The organism is Rhizobium atlanticum (genome assembly GCF_030182485.1).
Lineage (GTDB): Bacteria > Pseudomonadota > Alphaproteobacteria > Rhizobiales > Rhizobiaceae > Rhizobium.
In genome coordinates, this window is the sequence record NZ_JAQJCJ010000001.1 from 404,964 (window position 1) to 423,284 (window position 18,321).

Genomic DNA, 18,321 nt, shown 5'->3' on the forward strand with positions numbered 1-18,321 from the left:
CAAGCTTATCCGCAATTTTCTTGGCCCTGCCATCTTTTCCTGCGGCGATTGCCGGATAAGGTACTGCGCGCAACCGGACCTTTCTCATGTCGCTCCGCCTCGCCACCTTCAACGTCGAAAACCTGCTGACCCGTTTCGATTTCACGGGTTTTCGCAACCAGCTGCGCCAGGATCGCGTCATCAAGCTTTTCGAGGTGAACAGCGAGGGCGTCTACCAGCAGCTCGAGCAAGCGCGCGTGATCGCCGCCACCGATGATACGAGGCAGATGACGGCGCTGGCGATCGCGGATGCCGACGCCGATATTCTCTGCCTGCAGGAAATCGACAATATGGCCGCCCTTCAGGCGTTCGAATACGGTTATCTCTTCCGCATGGTCGGAAACGGCTATCGGCAGAAATTCCTGGTCGAGGGCAATGACAGCCGCGGCATCGACGTCGCCGTGCTGATGCGCGAGGAAACGCGCGATGGCCAGAAGATCGAGCTTAGAGATATCAGAAGCCATGCGATGACGACCTATCGCGATTTCGATCTCTTCGACGAGGAACTGGCGCTTACCAATCGTATCGACGACAAGATATTCAAGCGCGACTGCCTGGAACTCGACCTCCTGATCGGCGGCAGGCCTTTCTCGCTCTATGTAGTGCATTTCAAGTCGATGGGCAGTGCGCGCGACGGCCTGGACGGCCGGCAATCGACACTGCCGCTCCGTCGCGCCGAGGCGCGCGCCGTGCGCCGCATCATCGAGGACCGCTTCGGCGCCGGCCACACAGCCTCGAAGAGCTTTGCCATCTGCGGCGACATGAACGACTATCAGGAGCGCGTCGACGTCGTTGGGCGGCGTGGCGCCGGCTATCGTTTCGAGCATCAGCTGGAGACCGAGAGCGCGCTCGACGTCTTCAGCCATGACAGCTTTGCTGAAAATGTCGTCCGCCGTCGTCAGCCCCTCGACCGCTGGACGCTTTATCATGCGCGCGGGCCGCAGGAGCAGCACCTCTGCCAGCTCGATTATATCTGGCTTTCGCCCGCACTTGCCGCCCTTAATGCCGGACGCCTGCCCGAGATCATCCGCAGAGGCCAACCCTACCGCACCATCTTCCCGCCGGGGCAGGAGGTGGAGCGTTATCCTCGTACCGGCTGGGACCGGCCGAAGGCCTCCGACCATTGCCCCGTCGTCATGACACTGGATCTACCATGAAAACGAATTTGAAGATAAATTTTCCGAACACTGATTTTCCCGATGATTTCGCCGGCTGGCCGCCGGAAGCTACGGTCTTCCCCATCGCCGGCGTCGATCTCCGCGTCCTGCCCGGCACTCATCCTTTCGTCGCCGCCGAGGAAACGGCGATCCGCGAGAATTGGCTGAGGGAGATCGCCGCCAACCCGGCGCTCTTCGACGGGCGCCTGATCTTCCAGCAGCGGCTGTCGCTCGGCGAGGAGGGAATTTCGGGTGAGGGCTACGTCACGCCTTTTTCCGCCTTCATGTACTGGCGCCGCCAGCCGCAGCGCCAAGGCGGGCTGCACATCTTCGCCTATCCCGTGCTCGAAAGCTCCGACGGCGCGCTGGTTGCGATCCGCATGGGTGCGCACACCGCCAATCCCGGCCAGGTCTATTTCGCCGCCGGCTCGCTGGAACCCGAGGATATCTTCGACGGGCGCTGCGACATCGAGGCCAACATGCGCCGCGAGGTGCTCGAGGAAACCGGCCTCAATCTTTCCGATTCGGTGGCGGGGCAGGGGCTCTTTGCCAGCCACGCCAAGCGTACGGTGACGTTGCTGAGGCTCTTCCGTTTCGACCTGACGGCCGACGAGATGGTCGAGCGGATCGAGGCCCACATGCTGGTCGCCGAAGACAAGGAGATCGCGGGTGCGGTGGCGATCCGATCGGCTGATCGGAACGCTTATCCGTATAACATCGCGATGCTGCCGGTGATTGACTGGTATTTCGGGAAGAGGGGCGCATAGGGCGCGGCAATCAGAGGCCGACCTCGTCCTTCGAGATCCCTTGGGGGGTACCACGCTCGTCAAGCGCTTCGGAGAAAAATCGATTTTCATTAACGATCCCGCGCAAATTGCCGAGTGCAGACGTCTCCGGCCGGCGACGGGTTGTTCTTACCCGAGTTAGCGCCTTGCACTCGGTCGCACGGTCGGGCAGGTTGGCGGCCCGACGATCGATTCAAGGAGGCCGATGTGGCGCGAAGCTACAGCGTCTATGACGTGTTCACCGATCGAAAGCTTGCGGGCAACCCGCTCGCGGTGGTTTTCGACGGCGACGATCTCAGCGACGAGGCGATGCAGGCGATCACCCGAGAGATCAATCTCTCCGAAACGGTTTTCGTGCAGCCTTCGACCAATCCCGCCTACGCGGCGAAGCTCAGAATCTTCACGCCAGGCCGCGAGCTGCCCTTTGCCGGCCATCCCACCGTCGGAACTGCGGTGGCGCTGGCCGAGCGGGCTCATGGCGCAGCGGCCCTCGATCTCGTCATGGTGCTCGAGGAAAACGTCGGGCCGGTGCGTTGCGCCGTGCGGCTGAGGCAGGGTGAGGCGAGCTTTGCCGAATTTGACCTGCCGCGCAAATCGCAGCAAGCCGTCATGCCGCTCGACAAGCTCGGCATCGCCGATGCGTTGTCGCTGAAGGTCACCGAAATCGGCTTTGAAAATCACGTCCCCTCGGTCTGGAGCGCCGGCGTTCCGTTTTTGCTCATTCCGGTGCACGATGTCGGCACGGCTCAGCGGGTGGAATTCGATCCGCAGCTTTGGGAAAAGATTGTGCCCTTCGCCGATGGCGCGCTTGCCTCGGCCTATGTCTACTGCCGCGGCGGCGTCAACCACGTTGCGAAGTTCCATGCGCGCATGTTCGCCAGCGGCATGGGCATCGTCGAAGATCCGGCCACCGGCGCGGCGGCGGCGGCGCTCTCCGGAGCAATCCGCCATTTTGACCGGCTAACGGACGGGCACCACCCGATCATGATTGAGCAGGGCGTCGAGATGGGCCGTCCGTCCTTCATCCACCTGCATATCGATGTCGAAGGCGGGACGATTTCCAACGCGCGGATCGGCGGCCAGGCGGTGCGGCTGGCGAGCGGCACACTTGAGCTTTGAGTTTGCGAGAGCGCCGCGCTCCGTCAGCCGGGACGCTCTATCACCTTGAATTGGCGCATCATCCCTCTCGAAGATCGATTCCGAGTTCTAGGAGTGTGTGCCGCATTTCGGCGCTGCGGAAAAATCTTTGAGATTAACCAAAGAATTTTCGCTGATGCGCTGGACAAGCCTGCCGATCCTGTTTATACGCCCCGTCACACCGCGCAGCCAAGCGCGAACGGGTGATTAGCTCAGTTGGTAGAGCAGCTGACTCTTAATCAGCGGGTCGTAGGTTCGAGCCCTACATCACCCACCAAACCTCTTGATAAGATTGATTGAATAGCGTCAGCGCATGGTCTTGTTTCTAGGCCGACCGCATGTTTCGGCATGACTGGCCGTGTCGACCTGCGCACCCTATCTCTCCCCTATTAACGGGAGGGGTCATGAGAACCGTCATATTCATCGTGGCTTTATCCTTGCCGCTGCCGGCCTTTGCAGCGAGCGCAGTGGAGGTCAAAGCGGGGGACCACAGCTGCAGCGAGCTTGCGCAGATCATCCGGCAGAACAAGAAGGTCTTTGTCCGTGTCGGCCTCGGCGGCCGCAGCTTCCGCTACCCGCCGGCGCAGTGCGACATGGGCGACAAGCGCAGCACGACAAGCGTTGGCGATGCCGAAGGGAGGGCTTGCGTTCTGGACTATGCCTGCGTGTTCGACCCGGCGTCGCCCTATAATTTCCCCTGAAGAATTCGTTCTCAGTTGCGTGGGATTTCATTCGAAACCGCTCACGTTTTCTGCCGTTCATCTCACTCTCACATTCAGGAGTTTCCATGAAAAGCACCTTCTTGGTCTTCGCCCTGTTTCCGTCCGCAGCCCTTGCCGCCGAGGCGGTAGAGGTCAATGCCAGGGATCACAGCTGCAAGGAGCTTGCGCAAATCATCCGTAAGGACAAAGCCGTTTTCGTGCGCATGGGCATCGGCGGTCGCAGCTTCCGTTATCCGCCGGCCCGATGCAATCTGGGTGACAAGTACGACACTGCAACGGTGAGAGATAGAGACGGGAAGATGTGCGTCCTCGACTACGAGTGCGTGTACGATCCGCAGTCCTTCTATAACAGGATTCCCAATTAATATCGGGCTGCAGGGGCGCTTCACGCGGCGACCGTGAAATCGCTCGGTCCTCCCAACAGGCCAAGAAAAAAGGCCGGGCGAAACTCGCACCGACCTTCCTCGATCTGTCTCAATGACCGCTGCCAGTACATCCGTGGTCAGCCGTCAGAGACAAATTTAATAATCTCTAAATAAGTGCCGATTGCGGTTATTCAAGGGCCGGCCGTAGAAAAGAAGCCGTGCCGGCGCGTCACCAGTTCCCCGGGATCATTGCATAGATCCTCCTTGGCGTGTCCTGCCGGATACGCCAAGGAGGCATCTAGCGCGGCTCCTTACGACCGGGCAGCGATTACTGCTGGGCAGGAGCGGCCGGCGGGGTGGCCGGCGCGGGTGCCGGAGCAGGCGTTGCGCTGTTATCGGTCGGAGCGATCGGCTTAGCCGGGGCCGGCTCGGACTGGGTCGTGGAGGCTGTCGTATCCGGCGAAGTGCCGGGAGATGTGCTGCTCCACTGCGAATAGGCGAATGCAGCAACAGCGATCACGGCCAATGCAGCAACCCAAACAACCCACGTATTGCTGCTGCGCGCCGGCGGCGTCGTGCGCAGGTCCAGGTTCGGGTTCAGCGGGCGGTTCGGATCGTTGGCATTATTGGGGTCGTACGTCATGGTACTTTCTCCTCTTTCGGTGTGTGAGAAATGGACGAGCGGGACTTTTGTTCCATTCTTGGGGCGAAGCGTTTGTATTGGCGGGGTTTTTGGGGTTGGAGCGGCTTCTCGAGCGGCAGCGAAAGGCAATTGCGGGGGATGACACCTGAAGAGATCGGTCATTGTCATACGCACAGCACAGCCGCCGCATAGACGCACATAACCTCAGCGGAAGCGTCGTCCTTGACAGGACGGGGTGACTTTGCCAATGCTTTGGGTCTGGGGTTGCGATCACCCCACGAGGCGACATGCTGAAGAATCGCGTCCGGTACAACCGATCAACGGAGGGACGCGTGATGCCGTCATTTCTCGAAATATCTCCCGACAAGCTCAGCCGCCTCATCGGAACACCTGGTGCGCCCTGCATCATCGACGTCCGCACGGACGAGGATTTCGCGCTCGATCCGCGCCTGGTGCCGGGCTCTATCCGGCGCGACCACGCCGAGGTTGCGTCGTGGGCTGATGGCATCGATGCCGATGCCGTCGTCGTGGTCTGCCACAAGGGAGCCAAGCTCAGTCACGGCGTCGCCGCTTATCTCAGGCATGCGGGGATCGAGGCGGAAAGCCTCGAAGGCGGTTTTGAAGCCTGGGCCGCGGCCGGACCAACGGTGCCCGAGGCGAAACTGCCGCGCCGCGACGGGCTGGGGCGCACCGTCTGGGTGACCAGGGCGCGGCCGAAAATCGACCGCATCGCCTGTCCCTGGCTGATCCGGCGCTTCGTCGATCCGAAGGCCGTCTTCCTGTTCGTGCCGGCCCCTGAGGTTGTCGCCGTCGGCGAGCGCTTCGGAGCTGCGCCCTTCGATATCGAGGACGTGTTCTGGAGCCATCGCGGCGAGCTCTGCACCTTCGATGTGATGGTCGAGGAATTCGGGTTGGCGTCCGAACCGCTCTTGCGCCTGGCGCGGATCGTCAGGGCGGCGGATACGGGCAGGCTCGATCTGGCACCCGAGGCGTCCGGTCTGCTTGCCGCCTCGCTCGGCCTCTCCAGAATGTATTCCGACGATCTGGAGCAACTCGAGGCCGGAATGCTTCTCTACGATGCCTTCTTCCGCTGGTGCCGTGATGCGACCGACGAGACCCACAACTGGCCCGCGCTGAAAAAGAGGGCATGAGATGGTCGATATGACGGAGAATGCGCCGGCTGGACAGGCGGGCAAGAAAGACGCGGGCGAGGGGCATCACCACGGCGTTTCGTTCGGGGAGGCCTTCCGGGTGTGGCTGCGCGTCGCCGCCTTGAGCTTCGGCGGCCCGGCCGGCCAGATCGCCGTCATGCACCGGATCATCGTCGACGAAAAGCGATGGATCGGCGAGCACCGCTTCCTGCATGCTCTGAATTATTGCATGCTGCTTCCTGGGCCGGAGGCCCAGCAGCTCGCCGTCTATATCGGCTGGCTGATGCACCGCACATTGGGCGGTCTCGTCGCCGGCGTGCTCTTCGTGCTGCCGGGCTTCCTTTCGATCCTTGGCCTCAGCTATATCTACGCGGCTTACGGCAGCATCGGCATCGTCGCCGGCCTGTTCTTCGGCCTGAAGGCGGCCGTCCTTGCCGTCGTCGTGCAGGCAGTCATCCGCATCGGCAGCCGCGCGTTGAGGAACCGCCTCATGCTTGCCATCGCGGCCGTGGCCTTCGTCGCCATCTTCTTCTTCCACGTGCCGTTCCCGCTGATCGTGCTGGCCGCCGGCATCGGGGGTTTCCTCGGCGGCCAGTTCGGGCTTGCTGCCTTTAGTCCGGGCGGCGGCCATAAGGCCGCAAGCGGCGCGGTGCTGTCGGATGCCGAATCGGCGCTGGGCGAGGGTATTCCCGCGCATGCGCGCGCCAACCTCGCCTGGTCGCTGCGCATATCGGCTATACTGCTCGCCCTCTGGCTGGTGCCGGTCGCCGCCCTTTACGCGTTCTTCGGACAAGGTGACGTCTTCAGCCAGATCGGCCTGTTCTTCAGCAAGATGGCGGTCGTCACCTTCGGCGGCGCCTATGCCGCGCTCGCCTATGTCGCGCAGCAGGCCGTGCAGCATTTCGGCTGGCTGAAACCCGGCGAGATGCTGGACGGTCTCGGAATGGCCGAGACCACGCCGGGGCCGCTGATCATGGTGCTCCAGTTCGTCGGCTTCATGGCCGCCTTTCGCAATCCCGGCTCGCTCGATCCGATGCTTGCCGCCACCCTTGCCGCGATCCTGACGACATGGGTGACCTTCGTGCCCTGTTTCCTCTGGATATTCCTCGGCGCGCCCTTCATCGAAAAGCTGCGCGGCAATGTGGCGCTTGCCGGGGCAATGTCGGCGATCACGGCAGCGGTGGTCGGAGTCATTCTCAACCTCGCCATCTGGTTCGGGCTGCATACGCTGTTTGCCGAAGTCGCGCAGGTCAGTTTCGGCAACCTGCGGCTCGATATTCCCGAGCTGCAATCTGCCGTACCGGCGGCAATCGCGCTTTCCGCCGCCGCCGCCATCGCACTCTTCCGCTTCAAGACCTCGGTTATCACGACGCTCTTCGGCTGTGCGATCGCCGGCATGGTCTGGACACTGGCGATGAATTGATCAGGCCTCTGCTCCCTCGGCGGGAATGCGGGTCGCGAGCATCTTGTCGATGCGCATGCCGTCCATGTCGAGCACCTCGAAGCGCCAGTCTTCGAAGAGGAAGGTTTCGCCGGCTTCCGGGATATGTTGAAGCTGATGCAGCGCGAAGCCCGCCAGCGTATGGAAATCGGCGTCGGGGCGATCCTTGAGGCCGAGCCGTTCGAAGGCATCGAAGGCCGGCATCATTGCGTCGATCAGTAGCGAACCGTCTTCCCGCACGACGATGTCTGGCTCCTCGTCGGCGCCCGGCAGATCGCCGGCGATGGCCTCGAGCAGGTCGGTCTGGGTGACGATACCCTCGAGACTGCCATATTCGTCGACGACGATGGCGAGGCGTACGGGCGACGCCTTGAAGCTGTCGATGACGCGTACGACCTTGGTACCCTCATGCAACACCAGGGGCTGCTTGATCACCTCCAGCGGCCTGACCTTGCCGCCGTCGAGGACCTGATCGAGAAGATCCTTCTTCAATACCATGCCGATCGGTTCGTCGATCGAGCCGCGGGCGACCAGCAACTGCTCATGGCTGCACTCTCGGATCGTCTTCAGAATCTCCGTCTCGCTGTCGTCGGCATCGAACCATTCGATGTCGAGACGCGGTGTCATAATGTCGGAGATCGGCCGGTCGCCGATGTTGAATACCCGCTCGACGAGTTGCTGCTGCACCTGGTTCAGAAGACCTGCCTCCTGGCTCTCGGCGACCAGCAACTTCAACTCCTGCGGCGAGTGGAACGAGGATTCTCCGGTCCCGGCGCGGAGGCCGACCGCCCGCAGCACGAGGTTGCCCATGCCGTTCAAGGTGAAGATCGCCGGCTTGAACAATAGCAGGAAGAGGCCGAGGGGACGCACGACCGCAAGCGAGGTGGCCTCGCTGCGCTGCAGCGCCAGGCTTTTGGGCGCGAGCTCGCCGAGCACGATGTGCAGCGCTGTGATGATGACGAAAGCGATGACGATGGCGACGGTATGGGCGCCGGTCGTTACCCATGGCTCAGGCAGCCAGGAGAGCAGCGGTTCGATCAGGTGGGCGAGTGCCGGCTCGCCGACCCAGCCCAGAGCCAGCGACGAGATGGTGATGCCGAGCTGGGTGGCGGCGAGATTGGCGTCGAGATTGTCGATGGCGCGCTGGAGAGCGGAGGCATTCATGCGACCGGCCGCGACGAGCTCGGCAACACGGCTGCGCCTCATCGAAACCAGTGCGAATTCGGCGGCGACGAAGAAGCCATTGGCAGCGACGAGAAAGAACACGGCTAGTATCCCGACAAAGTCGAAGAGCCCGCCCGCGGATTCGGACATATTTTGCTTACCCCTGAATTGATGCGAGTCCGAAACTACACGCTCGCACAGAGCTGGCAAGGCGCGGCCGCCATTCTTGCGATGCCGCGGCGCTTATCGCTTCGGCGCTTCGAAGAGCTCGACAGGGTTTCCGGCCGGGTCTTCCAGCAGGATCTGCTTGCCGCCGATGCCCTGGACTATGTCGTTGCGAAAATGCGCGCCCGCCTGGCGCAGCTTGGTGACTTCGGCTTCGAGGTCGGCGACTTCGATCTGGATGCGGTTCCATCCGCCGGGCTCCGGTTTTCGTCCGTCGGGCATTGCCTGGGAGGCGCCGCCCGGCCCGGTCGTGCCGCTGACGAGCAGACGAAAACCGTCCCTCGTCAGAATGGCGAAGCCTGGGGCCGGGTGAAGCGCGACCGAGAAGCCGAGATGCCGCGTGTAGAATTCCAAGGCGGCGTCGACGTCGTCAACGATATAACGCATGCTGATGCCAGGCATGATTTCCTCCATCATCTCTTAAGTCGAGCGATCCCATGCGGCGGGTTCAACGGCGCCCGCGCTCGAGCAAAGGCGCGGAGCAACGCTCCGTCATTTGAATCTGCGCCCAATTCCGCAGAAAATCGAATCCGATCTTCGGGGCTAATGCGTGGATTGCGTCGTGTCGGGAAAAGGGCTGTTCGCTGGAACGTATAAGATTGAACTAAGATAAGAGACTAACTACCCAGGCGTCTGATTCCATACCATAACTTAATTTGAGTTTCAGTTTCGGTTCATCTTTTCGGGCCTAATTTGCTCCTGCGCCCGACATGAGGAACCCCACATGAAAAACTCTTCTTTCCGCTTCCTTCCTTCTCTCGCCGATCATCGCCTCCCAAGCCAGCGCGGATGATTTTCGCCGCCCGCCTGTCGTCGTCCAGAAGAAGGTGATCGTCAAAGAGACCTTCGTGCGGCCGCATTGGAACAAGGGATATCGCGTCAATGCCCGCAAACGTCGCCAGTTTCGCGACGTTAACGACTACCGCCGCTACCGCTTGGCGACTCCGCCCCGCGGCTATCGCTGGGTCCGCGCCGACAAAGATTTCCTGCTGATCGGCGTTACCAGCAGGGTGATCTCCAGCATTATCGTCGCACGCTGATTGGGAATGGATGAGGGCGGCGGAGGCCGCCTTTTTCGAGATGGGTGAGGGTATAGAGAATCCGACTGGCCCGAGCCTTCGCGCCTCGATAAGCACCGTCGCTCCCACCGCCCCTCCCTCATTCCTGTGCCCGTCACAGGTATCCAGCCACCGCGCTTATGTGTGGTGAATGACTCAATGCGTCTCTGAATAGGCGTTTCCTGCGCCCAAGGACTTGGGCGCGCTGGATCCCTGTGACGAGCACAGGGATGAGGATGGGTGAGGTGACGCCTGCCCTAAATCTTCCGGTGCACAGCGGCGACGATGCCAAGCAGTCCCTTCGGTCTTCCGGCATCAACCTTCACATCCACCTCATGCGGCAACGGGTGCAACCCCTCGATCGGCGGCGATGGATCGCATTCCTCGCAGACGCAGCGATAGCGTTTGATCGCTGTCGCCTTCATGCCGCCCGCCGGTTCCAGCTGGCGAAGGGGTCGGGCAGGTTGCGCCAGCGTTCAGGTGTGAAGGTATCGCTTTGCACCAGACAGGCGTCGAGTTCGCTCCTGATCCACGCCTCGTCCATCGGGTCGGCGCCGATGAAGACGATTTCCTGGCGGCGGTCGCCCCAGACGGGGTCAAGATAGGGGCCGATGGCGCTGATGAAACCGGGTTCCTCGGGCCATTGTTCGCGCGGCACGGAAGCCCACCACAGGCCCATCTTGGAGGTGCGGACGATCGCGCCCGCTTGGCTGACCTCGCCGACATGGTGTGGCCGCGTCGCCAGCCAGAAGAAGCCCTTGGCGCGCACCACGCCCGGCCATGTCCTGTCGAGAAAGGCCTGCAATTTTGCCGGATGGAAGGGCCGCTTCTCGCGATAAACGAAGGAGCGGATGCCGTATTCCTCGGTCTCCGGCACGTGATCCCTGAAGCCGTGCAACTCCTTGTACCAGAGCGGATGGGTCTCGGCCTTATCGATATCGAAACGGCCGGTGCCGAGCACCTCCTTCAGAGCAACCTTGCCGAAATCCACCTCGATCAGCTTCGCATCCGGATTGAGACCGATGATGATCTTGCGTGCGGCGTCGCGCTGCTCGTCGCTTGCCGTGCCGATCTTGTTCAACACCACGACATCGGCGAATTCGATCTGTTCGACCAGCAGGTCGACGATGGTTCTGTTGTCGCCGTCGCCTGCAGTTTCGCCGCGGTCGGCGAGGAAATCGGCCGAGGCATAGTCGGCCAGCAGATTGGCGGCATCGACGACCGTCACCATCGTATCAAGCCTTGCGACATCGGAAAGGCTCTGACCATTCTCGTCGCGGAATTCGAAGGTAGTGGCAACGGGCAGGGGCTCGGCGATGCCCGTGGATTCGATCAGCAGGTAATCGAAGCGGCCCTGATCAGCGAGAGCGCGCACCTCCTTCAACAGGTCGTCCCGCCGCGTGCAGCAGATGCAGCCATTGGTCATCTCGACCAGCTGTTCCTCGGTGCGCGAGAGATTGGCGCCGCCATCGCGCACGAGCGCAGCGTCGATGTTCACCTCGCTCATATCGTTGACGATGACGGCGACGCGCAGGCCCTCACGATTGGTGAGCACATGGTTGAGCAGCGTCGTCTTGCCGGCTCCGAGAAAGCCGGAGAGCACCGTGACCGGAAGTCTGTTGTCCATGGGAACCTCACTTACGTTAAATGTTATATCATTACACAGATGGCGACGAAAAAAGGCGGAACGGGGTCATCCGCCTCTTTCCGCCTCAGCATTCTCCAGAGCGTCGCATAAGAGTCATGCGCTGGAGAGGCAAGCCTTCATGCTTTCGGCGATGCCGCGCATGAGGGTGAAGTAGAGATCGGGGCCGGCCTTGAGCGTCGCTGCTTCCGGGTCGAGCACACCCGATTTGGCGCTCGTGCCCTCGATGACGACCTTGACCAGGCGTGGCTCGAATTGCGGTTCGGCAAAGACGCAGGTTGCGCCGAGTTCGCCGACCTTACGGTGGATTTCCGACACGCGCTCGGCGCCGGGAATGGTTTCCGGGCTGACTGTGATCGAGCCGGCGACGCGGATGCCGTAACGGTGCTCGAAATACTGGTAGGCGTCGTGGAAGACGACGAAGGGCTTGTCCTTGACGGGGGCGACGGTGGCGGCGATCTCCGTGTCCAGTGCCGTCAGCTTGTCATCAAGCGCCTTGGCATTGGCCTGATAGGTCAGCGCATTGGCGGGATCAGCGGCGACCAGCGTGGTGGTGATGACAGTGGCCATCGCCTTCGCATTCATCGGATCGAGCCAGAGATGCGTATCGAAGGCGCCGTGCCCGTGCCCGTGCTCATGCTCTTCATGATCATCATGATGCGCTTGGCCATTGTCATGTCCGAGCTCAGCCGCATGGTCGTGACCATGGTCATTTCCGGCGGCATCCGCATGCTCGGGAACGCTTTCATGGTTCCCGTCGTCATGCGCCTCGAAGGCGCCGCCTTCGCGGAAGGGCAGCTTGGTCAAACCAGGCGCATTGTCGAGTTCGACGACACTGGCGTTCGAGCCCAGCGCCTCGAGCGGCTTTTCGAGGAAAGCCTCCAGGTTCGGGCCGACCCAGAAGATGACCTTGGCCTCCTGTAGCGAGCGCGCGTTAGAAGGCTTCATGCTGTAGGTGTGCGGGGAGGAGGCGCCATCGACGATCAGCTCCGGCTCACCCACGCCCTCCATGATCGCCGCAACGAGCGAATGAATCGGCTTGATCGAGGTGACGACGACGGGAGCATCGGCGGCCCGCATCGTGCCGGCAAAGAGCAGGGCGGGTATCGCAAGGGCCGGGATGGCGAGGGCAGCCGGTATTCTGAGGGCCAGGCTGTCCAGGGCAGGCCCCAGGGCGCGTTTCATCACATGCTCCGCTTGAATTGCAAATGTTATGTTATTACATCAATTGCGTTATGCTATAACGTGTGCAATAGCAGGATGCAACAGCGCTGTCGGAAAATTTGATGCTCTCTCCCGCAAATACCAAGGGCGAACGGCTGGTTTCGCTCGAAAATGTCGGCGTTCTGCGCGGCGGCCGCTGGCTGGTGCGCGGCGTCGAATTTTCCGTTTCGCGCGGCGAGATCGTCACGCTGATCGGGCCGAACGGCTCGGGCAAGTCGACGAGCGCCAAGGCCGCCATCGGTGTTCTGAAGCCGGATGAGGGCAGGGTGGAGCGACGCCCGGGCCTCAAGGTCGGCTATGTTCCGCAGAAGCTTTCGATCGACTGGACGCTGCCGCTGACGGTGCGCCGGCTGATGACGCTGACCGGGCCACTGCCGGAGCGCGACATCCAGGCAGCGCTCGAAGCCGCCGGCGTCGCCCATATGATAGGCGCCGAGGTTCAGCATCTCTCCGGCGGCGAGTTCCAGCGGGCGCTGATGGCCCGGGCGATTGCCCGCAAGCCCGACCTGCTGGTGCTCGACGAGCCGGTGCAGGGAGTGGATTTCTCCGGTGAGATAGCGCTTTACGACCTCATCAAATCGATCCGCAACGCGAGCGGCTGCGGCATCCTGCTGATTTCCCACGATCTCCACGTCGTGATGGCCGAGACCGATACGGTGATCTGCCTCAACGGCCATGTCTGCTGCCGCGGAACGCCCGAGACCGTCAGCCGCAGCCCGGAATATGTGCGCCTGTTCGGCAGCCGGGCAGCCCAGACGCTTGCGGTCTACAGCCATCACCACGATCATACCCACCTGCCGGACGGCCGAGTGCGTCATGCCGACGGCACTGTGACGGATCATTGCTATCCCGAGGATGGGCATCATGCTCATGGGGGCCATGAACACGCGCATGACCACGGGCATGAGCACGCACATGGCTCCCATGAGCACGGGCATGACCACGCTCACGAAGATCATCATGGGCACGATCACGCGCATGAACACGCCCATTCCCGCAGCGGGGAGGGCCGCCATGCTTGACGATTTCTTCGTGCGCGCCATCCTTGCCGGCGTCGGGTTGGCGCTGACGACGGGGCCGCTCGGCTGCTTCATCATCTGGCGTCGCATGGCCTATTTCGGCGATACGATCGCCCATTCGGCGCTTCTCGGCGTCGCGCTGTCGCTGTTGTTCGAACTCAACCTGACGCTGGCCGTCTTCGCCGTCGCCGCGCTCGTATCGGTGTTGCTGCTCTTCCTGCAGAAGCGCCAGGCGCTCTCGGCCGATGCGCTGCTCGGCATCCTCTCTCATGCCACGCTGGCGATCGGCCTCGTCATGGTCGCCTTCATGAGCTGGGTCCGGATCGATCTCATCGCCTTTCTGTTCGGCGATATCCTTGCCGTGTCCACATCGGACATCGCGCTGATCTGGGGTGGCGGGCTCTTCGTGCTGGCGGCGATCGCCTGGCTCTGGCGGCCGCTGCTCGCGGCCACCGTCAATGCCGAGCTTGCCGAGGCCGAGGGGCTGCGGCCCGAGCGGGCGCGGCTCTTCTTCATGCTGCTGATGGCCGTCGTCATCGCAATAGCCATGAAGATCGTCGGCATCATGCTGATCACCTCACTGCTGATCATTCCGGCGGCTGCAGCGCGCCGCTTCTCGGTCACGCCGGAGATCATGGCAGTGCTCGCCGCGCTGATCGGGGCGGCCGCCGTCGTCGGCGGGCTGTGCGGCTCACTGACCTACGACACGCCGTCCGGCCCCTCAATCGTGGTCGCGGCGCTGATCCTCTTCATTCTCAGCCTGCTTCCCGTCAGGCGCCGCGCGCTCGCGCAAGGACAAGGCTCATGACAACACCGCAACTCACCAAGAACCAGGCGCTGGTTTTCGAAGTGCTCGAGAAGGCCGAGGGGCCGCTCAGCGCCTATACCATCCTCGACAAGTTGCGCGACCATGGTTTTCGCGCGCCGCTACAGGTCTACCGGGCGCTGGAAAAGCTGCTCGAATACGGCGTCGTGCACCGGCTCGAAAGCATCAATTCCTTCGTCGCCTGCGCCCATCCCGGCGACAATTGCCATAGCCACGGTATCGTCGCTTTCGCCATCTGCGAAAGCTGCGGCCAGGTGATCGAATTCCACGACCACGAAGTCGACCACCGGCTGATGGGCTGGGTGCGGGGGCAGAAGTTCAAGCCGGAGAAGACCACGATCGAGATTCGCGGCTTCTGCGAGGCCTGCGCGGCATGAGGTGAGTAACCGTTCCGTTTACAAACGGTGCGGCCATGAAGGAAGGCCGGCAAACCGGCACTCCGTTTGTTGACAACTTTTTTCAGTCCGAGTCATCTCGCCCTGGCTTTCGAGGATCTGCTGCGTGTCCCCGATACGGAGATGCCCGCGACGAGCGCGAGCATCAGGAAATAGGGTCGCTCACTCTGCCGGCTGTCGGGCAACCCCGGCCAACCGCATCAACCGTTCCGATTAGTTTTTTCCCGAACCGCCCTTGCCGGGCCCGCCATTAACGCCCTTTCCAGCCCCGTCGCTGCCCGGGCTCTCATTGCCACCCTTGCCAGCGCCGTCGTTGCCACCCTTGCCAGCGCTATCGTTGCCGCCCTTGCCAGCATCGCCGTTGCTGCCGCTGCCGGCACCGTTGTTGCCTCCGCTGTCCGCGCCGTCCTGACCGCCTTTGCCAGCACCGTCATTGCCGCCGCTGCCTGCGCTGCCTGCGCTGTCGTTGCCGCTATTGCCGGCACCGTCATTGCCTCCGCTGCCCGCGCCGTCGTTGCCGCCCTTGCCGGCACCGCCGTTGCCGCCGCTGCCCGTGCCGTCGTTGCCGCTCTTGCCGGCATCGCTATTGCCGCCGCTGCCCGCGCCGTCATTGCCGCCCTTGCCGGCATCACCGTTGCCTCCGCTGCCCGCGCCGTCGTTGCCGCCTTTGTCGGAACCGCCGTTGCCGGCCTTGCCATGGCCGTGATCTTCCCCGTCCTTGCTGCCGCTGTGATGGTCTTTTCCACCCTTACCGGGTTCATCCTTGGCGTGGTCGTGATCCTTTCCGCCTTTGTCGCGGCCGTGATGATCGTGGTCCTTGCCGCCCTTGCCGCCCTTGTCGCCCTTGCCGCCCTTGCCGCCCTTGTCGCCCTTGCCGCCCTTGTCGCCCTTGCCGCCCTTGTCGCCCTTGTCGCCCTTGTCGCCCTTGCCGCCCTTGTCGCCCTTGCCGCCCTTGCCGCCCTTATCGCCCTGGTCACCGCTGCCGCCCTGGTCGCCACTGCCGCCCTGGTCGCCACTGCCGCCCTGGTCGCCACTGCCGCCCTGGTCGCCACTGCCGCCCTGGTCGCCACTGCCGCCCTGGTCGCCGCTGCCGCCCAGGTCGCCGCTGCCGCCCTCGTGGCCGCTGCCGCCCTGGTCGCCGCTGCTGCCCTGGTCGCCGCTGCCGCCCTGATCGCCGCTGCCGCCCTGATCACCGCTGCCACCATGGTCACCACTGCCGCCCTGATCACCGCTACCGCCTTGGTCGCCGCTGCCGCCACTTTGGCCGACGTCTTTGCTGTCACCGTCATCACCACCGTTGCCATTGCTGACGTGCGAGTTGGTGTTGGATGTCTTCTTGCCACCGACGTCACGGCTGCTGCGATCCTTATCATTCGGACCGAACTTGTTATCAGCCTTTATTGCGCGGGTGGGCATGCACAGCCTGTATTCGAGGCTGCCGCGGACTGCGGCCTTGCAATTAACAACTGTGGGGGCTGCCGTCGCCAAGCTGCTGCTTGCCAGAAGGGACGCCACAGCAAGGCTGAACTTCGCTGCTCTGCTGATCATTTCACTGGTCTCCCAAGGTTAACTAACCGTTAATTGGGAGAATATTTATACTAACAAGGAATTAAAATGAAGAACAAACCAGGATTAACCTGTTCCTTTCATATAATACGGTTAAATTCACAAGTATAAAATTTTAATAAATTTTTATACTGGCTGTGCTATTCTCTGAAGACGAACTGAGGGAATCGGCTATGAAGCGTCTCCTTTCTCTTGCCTTTTTTTTGGTGATTTTATCGCATTTTCATGCAGTTGCCGGATCGTCGCTGCCTGTGACGCGAAGCATCGGCGCGCCGGTGGGATTCGCTTCCGCCTGTGCCAAGTACAGGTGGCTTTGCGGCAGGATGGCGTCACAACAGTTCGACGAGCAGGCTGGGATTGGGCTTCTTCAAAAGATCAATCGTGCCGTAAATCGGCGTATCGTTTCGGCAGAAGATCGCTCTCCCTCCGGAAACGGGGATGTTTGGTCTCTGCCGGTGGCCGGCCGTGGCGACTGTGAGGACTACGCCCTTCAGAAAATGAAGGACCTCGTCGACGCCGGTTTTCCATCGAACAGGCTGGCACTTTCCGTGGTGATTGGACCACACGATCAAAACCATGTCGTTCTGATTGCCCGCACGGCTCAGGGCGATTATGTGCTCGACAATCTCACCAGCGCCGTTAAGCCTTGGCGCACGACGGGTTATACGTTTCTGGCCACCCAGGATTTCCAGTCGCGCACCGGTTGGCGCGTGACGCTTGCCGGTCCGCGCGCCGGCGAGTTCTCGTGATCTGCAAGCCGCAAGGCGGCGCGCGCGCTATCTTTGCCGAAAGCTCAGCCGAGCCAGGAGCAGGCCCGTGACCAAAACCGAACTTGCCGATCTCTATCGCGGCTACATCGCCTGCCTGAACCGGCAGGACTGGCTCAATCTCGGCCAGTTTGTCGATGACAGTGCGGTTCATAACGGCCGGCGGCTTGGACTTGCGGGCTACATCGCCATGCTGGAGCGGGATTTCGATGAGATTCCCGATCTTTCTTTCAGCGTGCGGATGCTTCTTAGCGATCCGCCCTACGTTGCTTGCCGGCTGGGCTTCGACTGTTCGCCGAAAGGAAAGTTTCTCGGGCTTGATGTGAACGGGAGGCGCGTTTCCTTCGCCGAGAACGTGATCTACGAGTTTCGCGGTGGGAAGATCATTGAGGTTTGGTCGGTCATCGACAAGCCGACGATCGAGGCCCAACTTGGGGACGCGCTTTGACCCAGCGGAGCGGGACTTCGTCAGATGATGGCGACGCGCTCGCCGAAGGGCGTGTCCGCGTCGAAATTGCCGGTGCCGATCCGATCGCTTTCACCCGACAATAGCCGCTGTTCCGTCGCGTCTTCGCCGCTTTCTTCCCCTTCGCCGGATAGGGCGTGCCCATGCCGCTTTCCTGGATGTTCGTCTTGGTCGACGAGCAGATCCGCATGCGGAACAAGATTGCCCGCACCATTCGTGTCCGCAACTCCCTTCGATGCCTGCTGGTCGGCGGTGATACGCGACTGGCGGGCGGCAACCCAGGCATTGTCGGGTTCCGAGCCGATCGAGGTGCTGATGCCGACCTTGGTGGGCTCGGACTCGGCGGTGGAGGAGATGCGGTTGACGGCTTCGACCATGGGGCACTCCTGCTGGTGTGAACCGGCGGACCAGTTGAGCCGTCATCCGACCGCTGATTGGCCGATCCGGGATTCAATATTGGGCCTCAGCGGGAAAACGCAAGACGGCATGGCTACTCCCGGAAAAGGCGGAATCAGGTGCAAAGGCG

The 18,321-nt window shown here is 62.1% G+C and carries 21 protein-coding genes and 1 tRNA gene; 14 read left to right on the top strand and 8 right to left on the bottom strand.

What is annotated here, in order from left to right; genetic code table 11:
- Positions 1 to 86 precede the first annotated feature (86 nt).
- The 6 genes from PH551_RS01920 to PH551_RS01945 all read left to right on the top strand — a co-directional run bounded on the left by PH551_RS01920 (position 87) and on the right by PH551_RS01945 (position 4,205).
- Positions 87 to 1,196, top strand: coding sequence for an endonuclease/exonuclease/phosphatase family protein (locus PH551_RS01920; RefSeq protein WP_285191633.1), 1,110 nt, complete (start codon positions 87 to 89; stop codon positions 1,194 to 1,196).
- Positions 1,193 to 1,963 carry an NUDIX hydrolase gene (locus PH551_RS01925; protein WP_285191634.1) on the top strand — a complete coding sequence of 257 codons (771 nt, stop codon included), beginning with the start codon at positions 1,193 to 1,195 and terminating at the stop codon, positions 1,961 to 1,963. Before PH551_RS01920 ends, PH551_RS01925 begins: the two co-directional genes overlap by 4 nt.
- A 225-nt stretch (positions 1,964 to 2,188) precedes the next feature.
- Positions 2,189 to 3,100 (top strand): PhzF family phenazine biosynthesis protein, encoded by a 912-nt coding sequence (locus PH551_RS01930; RefSeq protein WP_085778666.1) that lies wholly within the window; start codon positions 2,189 to 2,191, stop codon positions 3,098 to 3,100.
- 219 nt (positions 3,101 to 3,319) lie between these two features.
- Positions 3,320 to 3,395 (top strand) — tRNA-Lys (locus PH551_RS01935).
- A 127-nt stretch (positions 3,396 to 3,522) separates the two neighbouring features.
- Entirely contained in the window at positions 3,523 to 3,819 is a 297-nt protein-coding gene (locus PH551_RS01940; protein ID WP_285191635.1) for a hypothetical protein, read from the top strand.
- An 86-nt stretch (positions 3,820 to 3,905) separates the two neighbouring features.
- A complete protein-coding gene (locus PH551_RS01945) occupies positions 3,906 to 4,205 on the top strand; it encodes a hypothetical protein (RefSeq protein WP_285191636.1) in 300 nt (99 codons plus the stop codon).
- A 328-nt stretch (positions 4,206 to 4,533) separates the two neighbouring features.
- Here PH551_RS01945 and PH551_RS01950 read toward each other — a convergent pair whose 3' ends face one another.
- A complete protein-coding gene (locus tag PH551_RS01950) occupies positions 4,534 to 4,848 on the bottom strand; it encodes a hypothetical protein (RefSeq protein WP_085778663.1) in 315 nt (104 codons plus the stop codon).
- Positions 4,849 to 5,183: 335 nt separating this feature from the next.
- Between PH551_RS01950 and PH551_RS01955 the strand changes: the two genes are divergently transcribed.
- Complete coding sequence (locus tag PH551_RS01955; RefSeq protein WP_285191705.1) at positions 5,184 to 5,999, top strand: chromate resistance protein ChrB domain-containing protein; 816 nt, start codon at positions 5,184 to 5,186, stop codon at positions 5,997 to 5,999.
- A gap of 1 nt (position 6,000) precedes the next feature.
- Positions 6,001 to 7,422, top strand: coding sequence for a chromate efflux transporter (chrA, locus tag PH551_RS01960; RefSeq protein ID WP_285191637.1), 1,422 nt, complete (start codon positions 6,001 to 6,003; stop codon positions 7,420 to 7,422).
- Here the strand turns inward: chrA and PH551_RS01965 are convergent, their stop codons facing one another.
- Complete coding sequence (locus PH551_RS01965; RefSeq protein ID WP_285191638.1) at positions 7,423 to 8,754, bottom strand: hemolysin family protein; 1,332 nt, start codon at positions 8,752 to 8,754, stop codon at positions 7,423 to 7,425. It abuts the gene before it with no gap.
- Positions 8,755 to 8,847: 93 nt separating this feature from the next.
- Positions 8,848 to 9,231, bottom strand: coding sequence for a VOC family protein (locus PH551_RS01970; RefSeq protein ID WP_285191639.1), 384 nt, complete (start codon positions 9,229 to 9,231; stop codon positions 8,848 to 8,850).
- A 362-nt stretch (positions 9,232 to 9,593) separates the two neighbouring features.
- On the opposite strand from PH551_RS01970, the gene PH551_RS01975 reads away from it, so the two are divergent.
- Entirely contained in the window at positions 9,594 to 9,869 is a 276-nt protein-coding gene (locus PH551_RS01975; RefSeq protein ID WP_285191706.1) for an RcnB family protein, read from the top strand.
- Between the two features lie 275 nt (positions 9,870 to 10,144).
- Here PH551_RS01975 and PH551_RS01980 read toward each other — a convergent pair whose 3' ends face one another.
- The 3 genes from PH551_RS01980 to PH551_RS01990 all read right to left on the bottom strand — a co-directional run bounded on the left by PH551_RS01980 (position 10,145) and on the right by PH551_RS01990 (position 12,717).
- On the bottom strand, positions 10,145 to 10,312 hold the full coding sequence (locus PH551_RS01980) for a hypothetical protein (RefSeq protein ID WP_285191640.1): 168 nt from the start codon (positions 10,310 to 10,312) through the stop codon (positions 10,145 to 10,147).
- Positions 10,309 to 11,514 carry a zinc metallochaperone GTPase ZigA gene (gene zigA, locus PH551_RS01985; protein ID WP_285191641.1) on the bottom strand — a complete coding sequence of 402 codons (1,206 nt, stop codon included), beginning with the start codon at positions 11,512 to 11,514 and terminating at the stop codon, positions 10,309 to 10,311. Before zigA ends, PH551_RS01980 begins: the two co-directional genes overlap by 4 nt.
- 114 nt (positions 11,515 to 11,628) lie before the next feature.
- Positions 11,629 to 12,717: a zinc ABC transporter substrate-binding protein gene (locus tag PH551_RS01990; protein WP_285191642.1), complete on the bottom strand. Its 1,089-nt coding sequence runs from the start codon at positions 12,715 to 12,717 to the stop codon at positions 11,629 to 11,631.
- Positions 12,718 to 12,818: 101 nt separating this feature from the next.
- Here PH551_RS01990 and PH551_RS01995 point away from each other — a divergent pair, with 101 nt between their 5' ends.
- The 3 genes from PH551_RS01995 to PH551_RS02005 are packed head-to-tail and all read left to right on the top strand — an operon-like array spanning position 12,819 to position 14,978.
- On the top strand, positions 12,819 to 13,778 hold the full coding sequence (locus PH551_RS01995) for an ATP-binding cassette domain-containing protein (RefSeq protein WP_285191643.1): 960 nt from the start codon (positions 12,819 to 12,821) through the stop codon (positions 13,776 to 13,778).
- A complete protein-coding gene (gene znuB / locus PH551_RS02000) occupies positions 13,771 to 14,583 on the top strand; it encodes a zinc ABC transporter permease subunit ZnuB (protein ID WP_285191707.1) in 813 nt (270 codons plus the stop codon). Before PH551_RS01995 ends, znuB begins: the two co-directional genes overlap by 8 nt.
- Positions 14,580 to 14,978: a Fur family transcriptional regulator gene (locus tag PH551_RS02005; protein ID WP_285191644.1), complete on the top strand. Its 399-nt coding sequence runs from the start codon at positions 14,580 to 14,582 to the stop codon at positions 14,976 to 14,978. Before znuB ends, PH551_RS02005 begins: the two co-directional genes overlap by 4 nt.
- 231 nt (positions 14,979 to 15,209) lie before the next feature.
- On the opposite strand, the gene PH551_RS02010 is transcribed toward PH551_RS02005, so the two are convergent.
- A complete protein-coding gene (locus tag PH551_RS02010; protein WP_285191645.1) occupies positions 15,210 to 16,544 on the bottom strand; it encodes a hypothetical protein in 1,335 nt (444 codons plus the stop codon).
- Between the two features lie 191 nt (positions 16,545 to 16,735).
- On the opposite strand from PH551_RS02010, the gene PH551_RS02015 reads away from it, so the two are divergent.
- The gene (locus PH551_RS02015) at positions 16,736 to 17,311 is read left to right on the top strand and encodes a transglutaminase-like cysteine peptidase (RefSeq protein WP_285191646.1); all 576 of its coding nucleotides are present in this window, start codon (positions 16,736 to 16,738) and stop codon (positions 17,309 to 17,311) included.
- Between the two features lie 67 nt (positions 17,312 to 17,378).
- The gene (locus PH551_RS02020) at positions 17,379 to 17,777 is read left to right on the top strand and encodes an ester cyclase (RefSeq protein ID WP_285191647.1); all 399 of its coding nucleotides are present in this window, start codon (positions 17,379 to 17,381) and stop codon (positions 17,775 to 17,777) included.
- Positions 17,778 to 17,797: 20 nt separating this feature from the next.
- On the opposite strand, the gene PH551_RS02025 is transcribed toward PH551_RS02020, so the two are convergent.
- Complete coding sequence (locus PH551_RS02025) at positions 17,798 to 18,172, bottom strand: hypothetical protein (protein WP_285191648.1); 375 nt, start codon at positions 18,170 to 18,172, stop codon at positions 17,798 to 17,800.
- Positions 18,173 to 18,321 lie beyond the last annotated feature (149 nt).